A 14030-nucleotide genomic window follows, 5' to 3' on the forward strand; every position below is an offset into this window, starting at 1 on the left:
GAGGAACAAAAAGCGTAACTTTAAAACAACAAATTTCCTATTTTACGCACATTCGGGAGGACCTTCATGAAGCTCAGAGACCACTACCTGCGGCTGCGCCGGCACTTTCCGCAGGCGGAGGACGGGCAGGCGCTGGCCGTCGCCCTCGATGAACTGGCCGGCGTGCTCGACTGCACGCACCGCAATGTCACGCTGCTGCTAAAGCGGATGCGGGCCGAAGGCTGGATCGGCTGGGAGCCGAAGCGCGGACGGGGCAGCCGGTCGCCCCTGACCTTCTTCTGCCCGCTGGAAGAGATGCTCTTCTCTGCCACCCGGGAGCTGGTCCTGCGGGGCGATCTGCAGGGCGCTCTGGCCCGGCTGCAGACAGCGGATTCCGGCCCCGGGCTGCAGGAGCGGTTCCACCGCTGGCTCGGCGGATACTTCGGGCACCGCAGCGAAGTGCGGGGAGCCCGGAGGCTCGACACCCTGCGGTTCCCGCTCTCGCAGCAGGTGGCTTCGCTCGATCCGGCGGGCACCCTCTTCACGGCCGACGCCCATCTCGTCCACCAGCTGTTCGACCCGCTCCTGCGGTATAACCGGGTGACGAAGACGCTGTCCCCGCACGTGGCCCATGCCTGGGAGGCCGACCTCTCCCGGCTCCGGTGGACCTTCCACCTGCGCAAGGGCGTGCTCTTTCATCACGGCCGGGAGCTCACGGCCGATGACGTATGCGCCACATTCGCCCGGCTGCGCGGGCGGGCCGACGGTTCCCTGTACGGCTGGGTGCACAGACGGATCGCGAGCGTCGAAGCGCAGGATCCCGTTACGGTGACCTTCACGCTGGAGGAGCCCTGTGAGCTGCTTCCGCAGTACCTGGCCACCACCCGGGCATCCATCGTCCCTGCGGAGCTGAGCGAGCAGGCGGACTTCAGCCGAAATCCGGTCGGCACCGGTCCGTTCCGCCTCTCCCATCTCGATGAGACGCTGTGCGTGCTCGATGCGTTTCCGGGCTATTTCCAGGGACGGGCCCATCTGGACCGGGTCGAGCTCTGGCATGCCCCCGGGCTGCAGGAGCAGGAGCGCACCCGCACCCTGGGCAGCTTTCAGCTCCTGCACAACTACCTGCTCCCGGTGGAGGACGATGCCGGCTCTTGGCATCAGGTACAGCAGCAGGGCGCCACCTGCCGCTTCCTCACCTTCAACCTGCGCAAGCAGGGGCCGCTGGCCTCTCCCGTTCTCCGCGAAGCGCTCTGTACGGCGCTCCATCCGGCCAAGGTGCTGGAGCGCGTCGGCGGCGACGCCACCTATGCGGCTGCCAGCCTGGTCCGCGGCGATGCGGAGCTCCCCCCGCAGCAGACACAGGATGAAGTGCAGCCGCCCGAAGCGTGCCTTGAAGCGCTGAGGCGGGCAGGCTATGCCGGCGAGCGGCTTGTCCTCTGCACGATTCCCCAGTACGAGCGGGATGCGAAGCTTGTCCAGGCCCTGCTGCAGGAGACCGGATGGGCCGTGGAAGTCAAGCTGCTCGGTGCCGAAGCGTTCAAAAGCGAGCAGCGCCTGCAGGCTGATCTGCTGCTGTTCTCCATGGTGCTGGATAACGATGCCGAGCTTCGCCTGGTCGATCTTTACAAGAGCATGCAGCGCCATCTCGAGCCCTCGGCCAAAGAGGCTGTCGCCGCCAAGATCAGTACGCTGCTCGGGGAGACGGAAGCCCTGCGGCGGGAACAGCTCCTGCTGGGCACGGAAGAGGAGCTCCGGAGCCGGCGGCTGCTTCACATCCTGTATTTCAAACGGCTCAAAACCGTCTACCATGCTTCCGTCCGGGGCATCTCGCTGGATTCGCTCGAATGGGTGAGTTTTAAGGACATTTGGTTTCAAACCCGGTAATCCCGCAGCCCGGAACGTCCCGGCCGCCTCAGCTCCCCTTGGGAATTTAAGCCATAAATGATTTCCCACGTGAATATAGTAGGAGCAAGAGGCCCGAGGGAGGAGACCGGAGCGAATGAGAAAACCTAGGGAGCTGGTTTACCGCAGCAGCCGATACGGGTTTACGCTGAGACTACCCGCATGGTGGCGCAGCTTTTGTGTCGTCAGCCGTTCGAAGCGCGACCGGGAGACCGAGTACGAAGCCCATTTCCAGTTCAAATACAAAGGCAAAATCTACGACGACATCTTCACCCTGCTCGTGTACCGGATGACCCGCAGACAGTGGAAAGCGCGGGGGTATGACGAATCCCCGCTGATCTTCGTAGCGGAGCATGACGGCCGGATCTTCGCCGCCCTGACGCCGGGGGAGCTGCCCCACGCGTTCTACGACCCGAAGACGGACGATTACAACTACAAGAAATACGGCAGCGCCATCTCGCTGCTGAAGCGCATGGTCAACAGCGATGTGCCGCGGATTCTGAAGTCGGTCCGCTTTGCCCGCGGAAGCGTCACGATGAAGTCGGTGCCCTACCGCTCGCGCAAGGTATGGCCTGTCCGGTGCCGGCGCCGACGGAAGTGAACCCCAGCCGTTTGGGCAGGGCGCTGCATCCCGCCGATCCCGCACGGAGAGACTTGCTCAGCCGACCTTCTGATTGGGACGGCCGAAAGACAGCCGTTACTGATCCTCTCTTGCCGCGATTATTTCGGCACAACAAAGAGGCCCTGCGGAAGCTGTCCGCAGGGCCTTGATCCGCATGGAGACCTCTCGGTCCTGCATGCGATGGAACGATGCAGCGCGCTTTCGGGGGCCTCAGGAGAACCATCGTCCTGACCGCTCGGCGGCACGCTTCTTTTTCTTGGCGTACTTCTGCACGCGGGAGAGCATCACCGGCTCGCCGCCGAGGTCCGGGGACAGCGTCCGCTTCGGCTCGGAAGCGGGCGGCCCGGGCTCCGCCGATGCCGCGCTCTCCAGCCGGCCGGCGGTTTTCGCAGACAGCGCCTCCTGTCCTTGGGATGGCCAAGCTTCCGGCTGCGGGACAAGGGGCTGTTCCTCCGCAGAGCCCGCTTCGGACGCCTCCAGTGTGCTGATGGCAGACTCCCCTTCCGAGCCCGCTTTCATCACCGCTTTCACCGCCGCTTCCTCTGCGGCTTCGACCGCCTTATGTTCCGCTTTCTCCGCCTCTTCGAACGCCTCCACTGCTGCTCTGACGCCATCATCAGATGCTTCAGCCGGTGCTCCGGTCCGAACCGAAGCCGTCGGGAATGCCGTACCGGTCTTCACCTGGGTCTGCCGCACCGCAGCCTGAGGGGCCTCCTCTTCGCCACCCGCGTTCGCCAGACCGCCCCCCACCGGTTCCGTCCGCTTTGGGCCCCCGACCGAAGCCGGGTCCGTCACCGGGGCCTCCTGCGGAGATCCGTCCTTCCTGCCCTCCAGCCGGTACAGCCGGTCATTCAGGGCCAGTACGGCCGTCCGCAGCTCGTCCACCTCTCTTCGCAGCGCTGCGAGCTCCTGCTCCGCTCCGCGGTCCATCCACTCCTCGGGCCATTCCTCCGACTGCTCCAGCAGCGCCTTCCACTCTTCCGCCGTCAACAGCTCTTTGGGATCCCTGCGCATCCTGCCGCCTCCTCCGTCCTGCATACCGTACCGCGATTATACAACAGGACGACGCCCCGCTCCACAAAGTTTCACCAAAATGAGGAAAAGGGGCACTCCCCAGCCCTCAAGTCGGGGGTGCCCCTGTACAGTTGGGGCAGCGCTGTACCTCCACCGCTCCCACCAACATCCAATTCCACTTTCGCTTAGGGCAGGTTCGTAGCCCCCATCAGGTACCGGTCGACCTCCCGGGCCGCCTCGCGCCCCTCCTGAATCGCCCACACGACCAGGCTCTGGCCCCGCCGCATGTCACCTGCGGCAAAGACGCCTTCGGCGCTGGTTGCATAGCGCCCGTAGGCCGCCCTGGCGTTCGAGCGCTCGTCGCGCTCCACGCCGAGCTGCTCGAGCACCGGGCTCTCCGGGCCGGTGAAGCCCATCGCCAGCAGCACGAGCTGCGCCGGAACCACCTGCTCGCTGCCCGGCACCTCGACCGGGACGAAGCGGCCGGCCTCATCTTGCTGCCAATCGACGAGCACCGTGTGCAGGGCCTCCACCTGTCCGGCATCATCCCCCGTGAACCGCTTCGTGTTGATGAGGTAGCGTCTCGGGTCGCCTCCCTGCAGGGCCGCCGCCTCTTCCTGGCCGTAGTCGGTCTTGAGCACCTTCGGCCACTCGGGCCACGGATTGTTCGCCTGCCGGGTCTCCGGCGGACGCGGCAGAATCTCGAACTGCGTCACGCTGCGGCACTTGTGGCGGATCGCTGTGCCGACACAGTCCGTGCCCGTGTCCCCGCCGCCGATCACGACCACGTCCTTGCCCTCGGCGGACAAGTAAGCTCCATCCTTATGCTCGGAATCGAGCAGGCTCTTCGTGTTGCGCGAGAGGAACTCCATCGCGAGGTGGATTCCCCCGAGCTCCCGCCCTTCTATGCGCAAATCCCTCCCCTGTGTGGCCCCGCCGCAGAGCACCACGGCATCGTAGTCCTTGCGAAGCTGCGAAGCCGGAATATCGCGTCCGATCTCCGTCCCGGTGATGAAGACGACACCTTCGGCAGCCAGCAGGTCGATCCGGCGCTGAACCACCTTTTTGTCCAGCTTCATGTTCGGGATGCCGTACATGAGCAGGCCGCCGGCCCGATCCGCCCGCTCATAGACCGTCACCAGGTGGCCCGCCTTGTTGAGCTGGGCCGCACAGGCGAGGCCTGATGGTCCGGAACCGACCACGGCCACCGTCTTCCCCGTCCGCCGGGCGGGCGGCTGCGGCACGACCCAGCCCTCGGCGAAGCCTTTGTCGATGATCGTCTTCTCGATGTTCTTGATCGTCACGGGCTTGCCGTGCAGGCCCACGGTACAGGAGCCCTCACAGGGCGCCGGACAGACGCGCCCGGTGAATTCCGGGAAGTTGTTCGTCTTGTGCAGCCGCTCCAGCGCCTCCCGCCACTGCCCCCGGTAGATGAGGTCATTCCACTCGGGGATAAGATTCTGCACGGGGCAGCCGGCCGCCATGCCGCTGAGGATGGTGCCGGTGTGGCAGAACGGGATGCCGCAGTCCATGCAACGGGCTCCCTGCTGCTGCAGCTTGATCTCCGGCATCGCGATGCCGAACTCCTGCCAGTGGGCGATCCGCAGCAGAGGAGCATGCTCGATCGGCACCTCGCGCTCATAGTCCATAAACCCGGTCGGTTTACCCATCGCTACGCCTCCTTAGTTGCCGCCCACGCGGGAGACATCCTTCATATTCTCTTCAAAAGCCACGAGCAGCGCCCGCTGCTGCGAAAGCCCCGAACGCTTCACGCGCTCGATCGCCTCGAACATCCGCTTGTAGTCCTTCGGAATGACCTTAACGAAATTCCACAAGAGCTCCTCCCAGTGCTGCAGCACCCGGTGGGCCACCGCACTGTCCGTGTACGTCGCATGGTGCTGGATCAGGTTCTTGAGCTCCTCGGCTTCGTAGATCTCCTCCACGCTCTCGAGCAGCACCATATCCTTGTTGCACCGGCCGGCGAAGGATCCCTGCTCGTCGAGCACGTAAGCGATGCCTCCGGACATCCCCGCCGCAAAGTTGCGGCCGGTAGGCCCCAGCACCACCACACGGCCGCCGGTCATATACTCGCAGCCGTGGTCGCCGACGCCCTCCACGACGGCCCGGGCGCCCGAATTGCGCACGGCGAACCGCTCCCCGGCGATGCCCCGGATATAGGCCTCCCCGTCGGTCGCCCCGTAGAGGGCGACGTTGCCGATGATAATGTTCTCTTCCGCCGTGTAGGCCGCCTGCTCCGGAGGGAAGACGGACAGCCTCCCGCCGGAGAGCCCCTTGCCGAAGTAATCGTTGGCGTCGCCCGCAAGCGACAGCGTCATGCCCCGCGGAACGAAGGCCCCGAAGCTCTGACCGGCCGATCCGTTAAAATGCAGCCGGATCGTATCGTGCGGCAGCCCTTCGCCGCCATGCAGCCGGGTCACTTCGCTGCCGACGATCGTGCCGACCACACGGTTCACGTTGGAGATCGGCACGATCGCGTGCACCCGCTCCCTGCGTTCGAGGGCCGGCGCACAGAGCTCCAGCAGCTCCGTACGGTCCAGCGACCGGTCGAGCCCGTGGTCCTGCGCCTCGCTGCAGAAGCGCCCCACCCCAGGCCCCGCCTCCGGCTGATGCAGCAGCGGCGAGAGGTCGACTCCCCTTGGCCTTCCAGTGCGCCACCGCGCGCTTCGTTTCGAGCACCTCGGTGTGCCCGATCATCTCCTCCACCGTGCGGAAGCCGAGCTCGGCCATGAGCTCGCGGGTATCCTCCGCGACGAAGCGCATAAAGTTCACGGCATGCTCCGGCTCGCCGGTGAACTTCGCCCGCAGCTCCGGGTTCTGCGTCGCTACGCCGACCGGGCACGTATCGAGATGACACACGCGCATCATGATGCAGCCGAGTGCAATGAGCGGGGTCGTAGCGAAGCCGAACTCCTCGGCCCCGAGCAAGGCGGCGATCACCACGTCGCGCCCGGTCATCAGCTTGCCGTCCGTCTCCACCCGGATGCGGCTGCGCAGGTTGTTCAGCACGAGCGTCTGGTGCGTCTCGGCGAGCCCCAGCTCCCACGGGAGCCCCGCATGGCGGATGGATGTCTGCGGCGAAGCCCCCGTGCCTCCGTCGTAGCCGCTGATGAGCACGACATCCGCCTTGCCCTTGGCAACGCCGGCCGCAATCGTGCCGACGCCGACTTCCGAAACCAGCTTCACGGAGATGCGGGCGCGCGGATTCGCATTCTTGAGATCGTGGATGAGCTCAGCGAGATCCTCGATCGAATAGATGTCGTGGTGCGGCGGCGGAGAGATGAGGCCGACGCCGGGCGTCACGCCGCGCACCTCCGCCACCCACGGGTAGACCTTGGAGCCCGGGAGCTGGCCGCCTTCACCCGGTTTGGCCCCCTGCGCCATCTTGATCTGGATCTCGTCGGCGTTCACGAGATAGGCGCTTGTCACCCCGAAGCGGCCGGAGGCCACCTGCTTGATCGCACTGCGTCGCAGATCCCCGTTCGGATCAGGCGTGAAGCGCTCCGGATGCTCGCCCCCCTCGCCCGTATTGCTCTTGCCGCCGATCCGGTTCATCGCCACAGCCAGCGTCTCATGGGCCTCTTTGGAGATCGAGCCGTACGACATCGCGCCGGTCTTGAAGCGGCGGAACAGAGATTCGGCCGGCTCCACTTCCTCCAGCGGGACCGGCGTGCGATCCGAGCGGAACGCGAGAAGGGAGCGCAGCGTCAGGTAGCGCTCGTTCTCCTGGTGGATCAGCCCGGTGAACGATTTATAGGCACGGTAATCCCCGGTCCGCACCGCCTTCTGCAGCGCATGGATCGTCTCCGGGTTGTAGATATGCTCCTCCCCGCTGCGGCGCCACTGCAGCTCGCCTCCCGGATCCAGCACCCCGTCGCGGCCTTCCTGCTCAGAGTAAGCCCGGCGGTGCCGCATCAGCGCTTCCTCGGCAATCTCCTGCAGCCCGATGCCGCCGATTGGGGTATACGTCCAGGTAAAATACTTCTCGACCAGCTCGCTGCTCAGCCCAACCGCCTCGAAGATCTGGGCGCCCCGGTAAGACTGGATCGTGGAGATGCCCATTTTCGCCAGCACCTTCACGACGCCCTTCGTCGCCGCCTTGATATAGCTCGCCTCCGCCTTCTCCGGCGTTAGATCTTTCAGCGCCCCCCGGCGGATCTGACCTTCTATCGTTTCGAGCGCCAGGTACGGGTTGATCCCTCCCGCCCCGTAGCCGAGCAGCAGGGCGAAGTGGTGCACCTCGCGCGGTTCCCCCGACTCCACGAGCAGCGCCACCCGCGTACGGGTCCCCTGCCGGATCAGGTGATGGTGCAGCCCCGATACGGCGAGCAGCGCAGGGATAGCCGCCTGCTCTTCGTCAGCGCCGCGGTCGGAGAGAATGAGCAGGCTTGCCCCCTCCCCGACCGCCGTATCCGCCGCTGTGAAAAGCGCCCCGAGCGACCGCTCCAGGCCGGCCGCCCCCTCCCCCGCCGGGAAGAGCATCGGCAGCGTCACGGTACGGAAGCCTTCGCGCCGGACATGCCGGAGCTTCGCGAGCTCCGCGTTCGTCAGGATCGGCGTCTCGATCCGGATCTGCCGGCAGCTCTCGGGCTTCGGGTCGATCAGGCTGCCCTCGGGTCCGATCGTCGTCACCTGGGCCGTGATGATCTCCTCGAAGTTGGCGTCGATCGGCGGGTTCGTCACCTGGGCGAACAGCTGCTTGAAGTAGCTGTAGAGCAGCTGGGGACGGTCCGATAGCACCGCCAGCGGGGCATCGAAGCCCATCGAGCCTACGGGATCGACGCCCGTCCGCGCCATCGGCTCCAGCACACGGCGCAGGTTCTCGAACGTGTAGCCGAACGCCTGCTGGCGCTGCAGCAGGGTACCGGGATCCGGCTCGGGCGGCAGCGGAGCCTCCGGCAGCTCGGACAGCGATACGAGATGCTCCTGCAGCCATTCGCGGTACGGATGCTGGGCCGCCACGGCGGACTTCAGCTCCTCATCCGCGATAATCCGGCCCTCTGCCGTATCGACGAGCAGCATCCGGCCCGGCTGAAGCCGCTGCTTCGCCGCAATGCGCTCCGGCGGAATCGGCAGCACGCCCGCTTCCGAAGCGAGCACGATCCAATCGTCCGTGGTGACATAGTAGCGTGCGGGGCGCAGGCCGTTGCGGTCGAGAACCGCACCGATCGAGACACCGTCCGTGAACGCGATCGCCGCCGGACCGTCCCAGGGCTCCATAAGACAGGAATGATACTCGTAGAACGCCCGGCGCGCATCGTCCATCGACTCGTGCTTGGCCCACGGCTCGGGGATCATCATCATGGCCGCATGCGGCAGCGACCGGCCGGAGAGCATCAGGAACTCCAGGCAGTTGTCGAACATCTGGGAGTCCGACCCGTCCGTGTCGATCAGCGGAAGGATCGCCTCATAATCGCTGCCGAAAAGCTCGGTCCGGCAGGCCGCCTCGCGGGCATGCATCCAGTTCACATTGCCCCGCAGCGTATTGATCTCGCCGTTGTGGATCAAATAGCGGTAGGGATGGGCCCGCTCCCAGCTGGGGAACGTATTGGTGCTGAACCTGGAGTGAACCAGCGCCAGCGCCGTCTCAAAATCCGGATCCTGCAGATCCGTATAATACCGGTCGACCTGAGCCGGCGTCAGCATACCCTTGTAGACGATCGTGCGGGAGGAGAGACTTGCGAAGTAGACGCCCCCTTTCCCGAGAGAGGGCGGCCCCTTCTCCGAACGCTTGCGGATCACGTACAGCTTCCGCTCGAAGATCAGGTAATCCTCCGCATCCGCCGAGGCGCCGACGAAGAACTGCCGGATACAGGGCTCCGCCGATCTCGCCGCCTCTCCGAGCAGCGCATGGTCCGTCGGCACGGTGCGCCAGCCGAGGAAGCTCTGGCCTGTTCGCCTTACTTGATCTTCAATCCATAACTCGGCGGCGATGCGCGCTTCCGCCTGCTGCGGCAGGAAGAGCATCCCGACGCCGTAACGGCCGGGTGCCGGCAGCCGGATCCCCTCTTCCGAGCAGACGCGCTGCAGGAACTTGTGCGGGAGCTGGAGCAGAATCCCCGCGCCGTCTCCCGTATTGCTCTCGCTGCCTTGACCCCCGCGGTGGTCGAGGTTGCAGAGGATCCGAAGAGCCGCCTCCACCATCGCGTGGGAAGGGGCACCTTTCATATGGGCGACGAATCCGATGCCGCAGGCATCGTGTTCGAAGCTCGGGTCGTACAGGCCTTGTTTGGCTGGAAGTCCATTTCTGTTCATCACTCGCGCAACCTCTCATTTTCGGAATGGATTACAACTCCTGGTCTGTCGCCACTGGTGGAATGCCATCTCTGAAAAAAGGAACAAAGGGAATGCGTCATCGGTGTAATGCTTTACAGAAATAAAGTGGTCTTTGCAAAGAAAAAGGAACGCTCCTGCCCGCCTGCCCTAGCTGTGAACATTCTATGAACAACCCTAGATCGTATGAATAATCTTAACATCCCATGCCAAGCTCGGCAATTTATAAAAAACTAGAGATTTCGACTCATTTTTGAGGAGATACTGCAGAACAAAAAGGGAAATGTAGACATTTGACGAATGCTTAGCAGATGCATCATTCATGAAGCGGAGGAAGCTTCCCATGCAAGATCAACACCCCTATAGGCCTGCTTTGGAGCACGACCTCCGGGACGGCCGCACAGACCTTCAGCGGCTGCTGCCTGAACTGGCACTGAAGCCCTTCTCCCTCTCGGATGTCGGCACGCTGCTCGCGGCGGCGGACGGGCGTCTGGTGAAGAGCAGCGAATCCCTCTCCCGCCTGCTCGGCTATGAACCCGGCTCCCTGCGGAATTCGAGCCTGCAGGAGCTCGTTCATCCCGGAGATCTGCTGCTGCACATGCATCATCTCAGCCGGCTGGCCGCAGGGCAGAGCACCCGGTATAGCGCCGAGATGAGGCTCATGCACCGCAGCGGCGAACCTCTGCCGATGTTCGTAAGCGCCTTCGCGGTCGGGGAGGACACGGACGCCCCCCGGTATATCTATATGCAGGTTCAGGATTTGAGCGGCCGCCTCCGGGCGGAATCCGCGCTGCAGGACTCCCTGCTCCACCTGCACTCCCTGCTCGAGACAATGACCGATGCTTATCTCATGCTGGGGCGGGAAGGCGAGTTTCTTTACATGAACCGAAGTGCAGAGGAACTGCTGGGCCGCAGCCGCACCGATCTTCTCGGGCGCAGCTGCCGGGTGCTCATGCCCGAATGGTACGGACCAGTCTTCTACCGCAGCTTTCAGCGCGGGCTCGAAGAAGGCGTCCCCCTCTCCCTGCAGGAGCATTTTCCCTCGGAGCAGCGGTGGCTCGAGCTCCACTGCCGCCCCTGCAAGCCCGGGCTGTCTGTCTTCGTCCGCGACGTAACGCGGCACAAGGCACAGGAGGAGAAGCTTCGGGCGACGAAGCAGCAGCTGGATTCGATGATCGAGCATGCGGCGGATAACATCGTCATCCTCGACAGCAGCTTCCGGCTGCTGCGCGTCAACCAGGCGTTCCTCGACACCTTCGGCTACTCGGAGGAGGAGCTCATCGGCCGCCGGCCGCCGAACATTCCCGATGAGCTCTGGATCGAATCCGAGCTGCTGTTCCGGCAGGCCTTCCAGGGCAAGCAGATCTCGGGTTTTGAGACGGTGCGCCGGCGCAAGGACGGCCTCCTCCTCGATATGAGCCTGACGATCTCGCCGATCGTCGGGGCCGACCATCACATCCCCGGCATCTGCATCATCGGCCGGGACATCTCGGAGCACAAGCGAACCGAAGAGCTGCTGCGCAGCTCCGAGAAGCTGGCCGTCGCCGGGCAGCTCGCCGCCGGCGTGGCCCATGAGATCCGCAATCCCCTGACCTCGCTCAAAGGCTTCACCCAGTTCATGAAGGCCGGAGCGCAGTACAAGGAACAATACCTCGACATCATGATGTCCGAGCTCGACCGCATCGAACAGATCATCAGCGAGCTTCTGCTGCTGGCCCGTCCGCAGGCTGTCACGTACCGGACCAAACCCCTGGAACCCATCCTGACCCATGTCATCTCCCTGCTCGAACCTCAAGCCAATCTGCAGAATGTGGAGCTGCTCGCCAGCATCCCTTCCGGACTTCCGCCCGTCTACTGTGAAGAAAACCACCTCAAGCAAGTCTTCATCAACCTCATGAAAAATGCGCTGGAAGCGATGCCACGGGGCGGCCGGCTGGAATTGGCCGCCTCGGCTTCAGAAGAAGACGGGGTCTGCGTGACATTAGAGGATAATGGTCCCGGTATCCCTGCGGAGCTTCTGAAGCGGCTTGGGGAACCGTTTTTCACCACCAAGGAAAAAGGCTCGGGGCTCGGCCTCATGGTCTCCCAGAAGATCGTCGCGGAGCACGGGGGGCGCCTGTCCGTAGACAGCAGGGAAGGCGGCGGGACCACCGTAACCGTGGTGCTGCCCCAGGCCTCCGAACGTACCGATCCCGCTTCCGACGCAGCGGATTCCTGATGCCTTGGCCCGTACCGCTTCCTCTCCGCGCCGGGCGTCTTATTGGCTGAAATAGGCAGGCCCGCTCGTCCCCCGGGGGTATACCATCCCGGCCGCAGTATGCTATGATGGTCTTCTGATTTCCTGTAGAGAGGACGAGCATCCCAGTGGCCCAACTCTATTTCCGATATGGTACGATGAACAGCGGTAAATCCATCGAAGTGCTCCGCGTGGCCCATAACTATGAGGAGCAGGGCAAAAAAGTGCTGCTCTTCACTCCGGCCGTCGACGACCGGGAAGGCGTGGGCGTCGTCGCTTCGCGAATCGGCATGCGCAAGGACGGCATCATCATCGACGAGCATCTCGATATGGTGGCGATGGCGGCGCAGGAGCGCCCGAACTGCATCCTAATCGACGAAGCGCAGTTCCTGACGAAGGCGCAGGTCGAGCAGCTGACCGAGATCACCGATACGCTCGGCATCCCGGTCATCACCTACGGCCTCCGGGGCGACTTCCTCGGCCAGCTGTTCGAAGGCAGCATGCATCTGTTCGCCCTGGCCGACAAGATCGAAGAGATCAAGACGGTATGCTGGTACTGCGACCGCAAGGCGACGATGAACATGCGCTGCAAGGACGGCGTTCCCGTCTTCACGGGCGAACAGATCCAGATCGGGGGCAACGAGAGCTATATCCCCGTCTGCCGCAAGTGCTATTCCCGCCAAAAGAAAACGGCCGCCGCACAGTAATCTGCGCTCACGGCCATTCTCTTTCCCCGCCGGCCTCTTTCAGGACACGGCGGGACTATTGCAATCTTGAAGCATCCGCCGAAACAGGCGGGTGCTTTTTGGTAATGAGGCTGATCTTGACCTGATGGGCCCGTCTATGCTGGACCTCCGTTCTTCTTCCAGAGCTCCCGTAGAGCCGCGATCAGGCGGTCCATTTCCTCCGCCGTCCCGATCGAGATCCGGACATGCTCGGTCAGCCCCCACGAGCCGCCGTAACGCAGAATAATCCCCTGCGCCAGCAGCCGTCCGCAGGCCTGCTCCGCCCCCGGTCCGAGCCGGACGAGCACGAAGTTGGCCATGCTCTCGGTGCACTCCAGCCCGAGCTCCCGGCAGGCGGCGTAGAGCTTCTGCCGGCCCTGCCCGTTCAGCTCCCGGGATGCCTCCACATGCCCCTGATCGGCCAGTGCGGCGGCGGCGGCCGCCTGAGCCAGCGCGTTGACGTTGAACGGCTCCTTCACCTGGAGCAGCGTCCGGACCACCTCGCGCGGCGCGGCGCCGAAGCCGACCCGCAGCCCCGCCAGCCCGTAGATCTTCGAGAACGTCTGCAGCACGACGAGCGGGTATCCCTCCCGCACCAGCTCCAGTCCGTCCGTATAGTCGTCTGCGGTGACGTAGTGACTATACGCGGCATCGTAGACGACGAGCACGCCCTGCGGCAGCGAATCGAGCAGCCGTCGCAGCTCGCCGGCCGGCAGATACGTCCCCGTCGGATTATTGGGCGAGCAGAGCCAGATGAGCTTGGTCCGTCCGGTGACGGCAGCCAGGAGGGCATCCGCGCTGCAGCGGAAGCCTTCCCCAAGCGGTACGCGTACCACCTCGGCGTTCATCAGCAGCGTGCCGAAGGCATACTCGCTGAAGGTCGGCGCCGGAGTAATCACCTCATCGCCCGGATCCAGGTACGCTTCGGCAATCAGCGTAATGAGCTCGTCTCCCCCGTTGGTTATGATAAGCTCCTCCTCGGACAGCCCCTTATGCAGGGCAATCGCCTGCCGCAGCCGCACCGCTCCCGCGTCCGGATAGCGGTGCAGCTCCGGAAGCATGGCCGCTGCCGCCTCCACCGCCCGGGGCGATGGCCCCAGCGGATTCTCGTTGGAAGCCAGCTTCACCACGTCCTCCAGCCCCAGCTCCTCCTGCACCTCCCAGATCGGCTTGCCGGGGGAATAAGGGGTCATCCGCCCCAGCACGTCCCGCGGCTGAACTCTCCGTTCGTTCCTTTGCAGAGCTTTCTCTTGTCTCATGG

7 protein-coding genes and 1 pseudogene are annotated in these 14030 nt (G+C 64.3%); 4 read left to right on the forward strand and 4 right to left on the reverse strand.

From position 1 onward, the window contains the following. The first annotated feature begins 66 nt into the window (after positions 1–66). Together PM3016_RS33865 and PM3016_RS33870 are read left to right on the forward strand one after the other, a co-directional pair. Entirely contained in the window at positions 67–1863 is a 1797-nt protein-coding gene (locus tag PM3016_RS33865) for an ABC transporter substrate-binding protein (RefSeq protein WP_014372491.1), read from the forward strand. Positions 1864–1978: 115 nt separating this feature from the next. Continuing rightward, positions 1979–2482: a hypothetical protein gene (locus tag PM3016_RS33870; protein ID WP_013921014.1), complete on the forward strand. Its 504-nt coding sequence runs from the start codon at positions 1979–1981 to the stop codon at positions 2480–2482. A 231-nt stretch (positions 2483–2713) separates the two neighbouring features. Here the strand turns inward: PM3016_RS33870 and PM3016_RS33875 are convergent, their stop codons facing one another. From PM3016_RS33875 to gltB, 3 genes and pseudogenes are all read right to left on the reverse strand, one after another. Further along, on the reverse strand, positions 2714–3517 hold the full coding sequence (locus PM3016_RS33875; protein WP_014372492.1) for a hypothetical protein: 804 nt from the start codon (positions 3515–3517) through the stop codon (positions 2714–2716). Between the two features lie 185 nt (positions 3518–3702). Further along, positions 3703–5187 carry a glutamate synthase subunit beta gene (locus tag PM3016_RS33880; protein ID WP_014372493.1) on the reverse strand — a complete coding sequence of 495 codons (1485 nt, stop codon included), beginning with the start codon at positions 5185–5187 and terminating at the stop codon, positions 3703–3705. 12 nt (positions 5188–5199) lie between these two features. Beyond that, a pseudogene (gltB, locus tag PM3016_RS33885) lies at positions 5200–9790 on the reverse strand (glutamate synthase large subunit). Between the two features lie 361 nt (positions 9791–10151). Between gltB and PM3016_RS33890 the strand changes: the two are divergent. Beyond that, positions 10152–12026, forward strand: a complete 1875-nt coding sequence (locus tag PM3016_RS33890; RefSeq protein WP_014372494.1) for a PAS domain-containing sensor histidine kinase — start codon at positions 10152–10154, stop codon at positions 12024–12026. A gap of 146 nt (positions 12027–12172) precedes the next feature. Then, positions 12173–12751 carry a thymidine kinase gene (locus PM3016_RS33895; RefSeq protein WP_014372495.1) on the forward strand — a complete coding sequence of 193 codons (579 nt, stop codon included), beginning with the start codon at positions 12173–12175 and terminating at the stop codon, positions 12749–12751. Between the two features lie 134 nt (positions 12752–12885). On the opposite strand, the gene hisC is transcribed toward PM3016_RS33895, so the two are convergent. Then, positions 12886–14028, reverse strand: a complete 1143-nt coding sequence (hisC, locus tag PM3016_RS33900; RefSeq protein ID WP_013921021.1) for a histidinol-phosphate transaminase — start codon at positions 14026–14028, stop codon at positions 12886–12888. Positions 14029–14030 lie beyond the last annotated feature (2 nt).

It is taken from the genome of Paenibacillus mucilaginosus 3016, assembly GCF_000250655.1.
GTDB lineage: Bacteria > Bacillota > Bacilli > Paenibacillales > NBRC-103111 > Paenibacillus_G > Paenibacillus_G mucilaginosus.

Coding starts and splice junctions, on each gene's coding strand:
- PM3016_RS33865 (WP_014372491.1), top strand. CDS start 67: ATGAAGCTCAGAGACCACTACCTGCGGCTGCGCCGGCACTTTCCGCAG.
- PM3016_RS33870 (WP_013921014.1), top strand. CDS start 1,979: ATGAGAAAACCTAGGGAGCTGGTTTACCGCAGCAGCCGATACGGGTTT.
- PM3016_RS33875 (WP_014372492.1), bottom strand. CDS start 3,517: ATGCGCAGGGATCCCAAAGAGCTGTTGACGGCGGAAGAGTGGAAGGCG.
- PM3016_RS33880 (WP_014372493.1), bottom strand. CDS start 5,187: ATGGGTAAACCGACCGGGTTTATGGACTATGAGCGCGAGGTGCCGATC.
- PM3016_RS33890 (WP_014372494.1), top strand. CDS start 10,152: ATGCAAGATCAACACCCCTATAGGCCTGCTTTGGAGCACGACCTCCGG.
- hisC (WP_013921021.1), bottom strand. CDS start 14,028: ATGAGACAAGAGAAAGCTCTGCAAAGGAACGAACGGAGAGTTCAGCCG.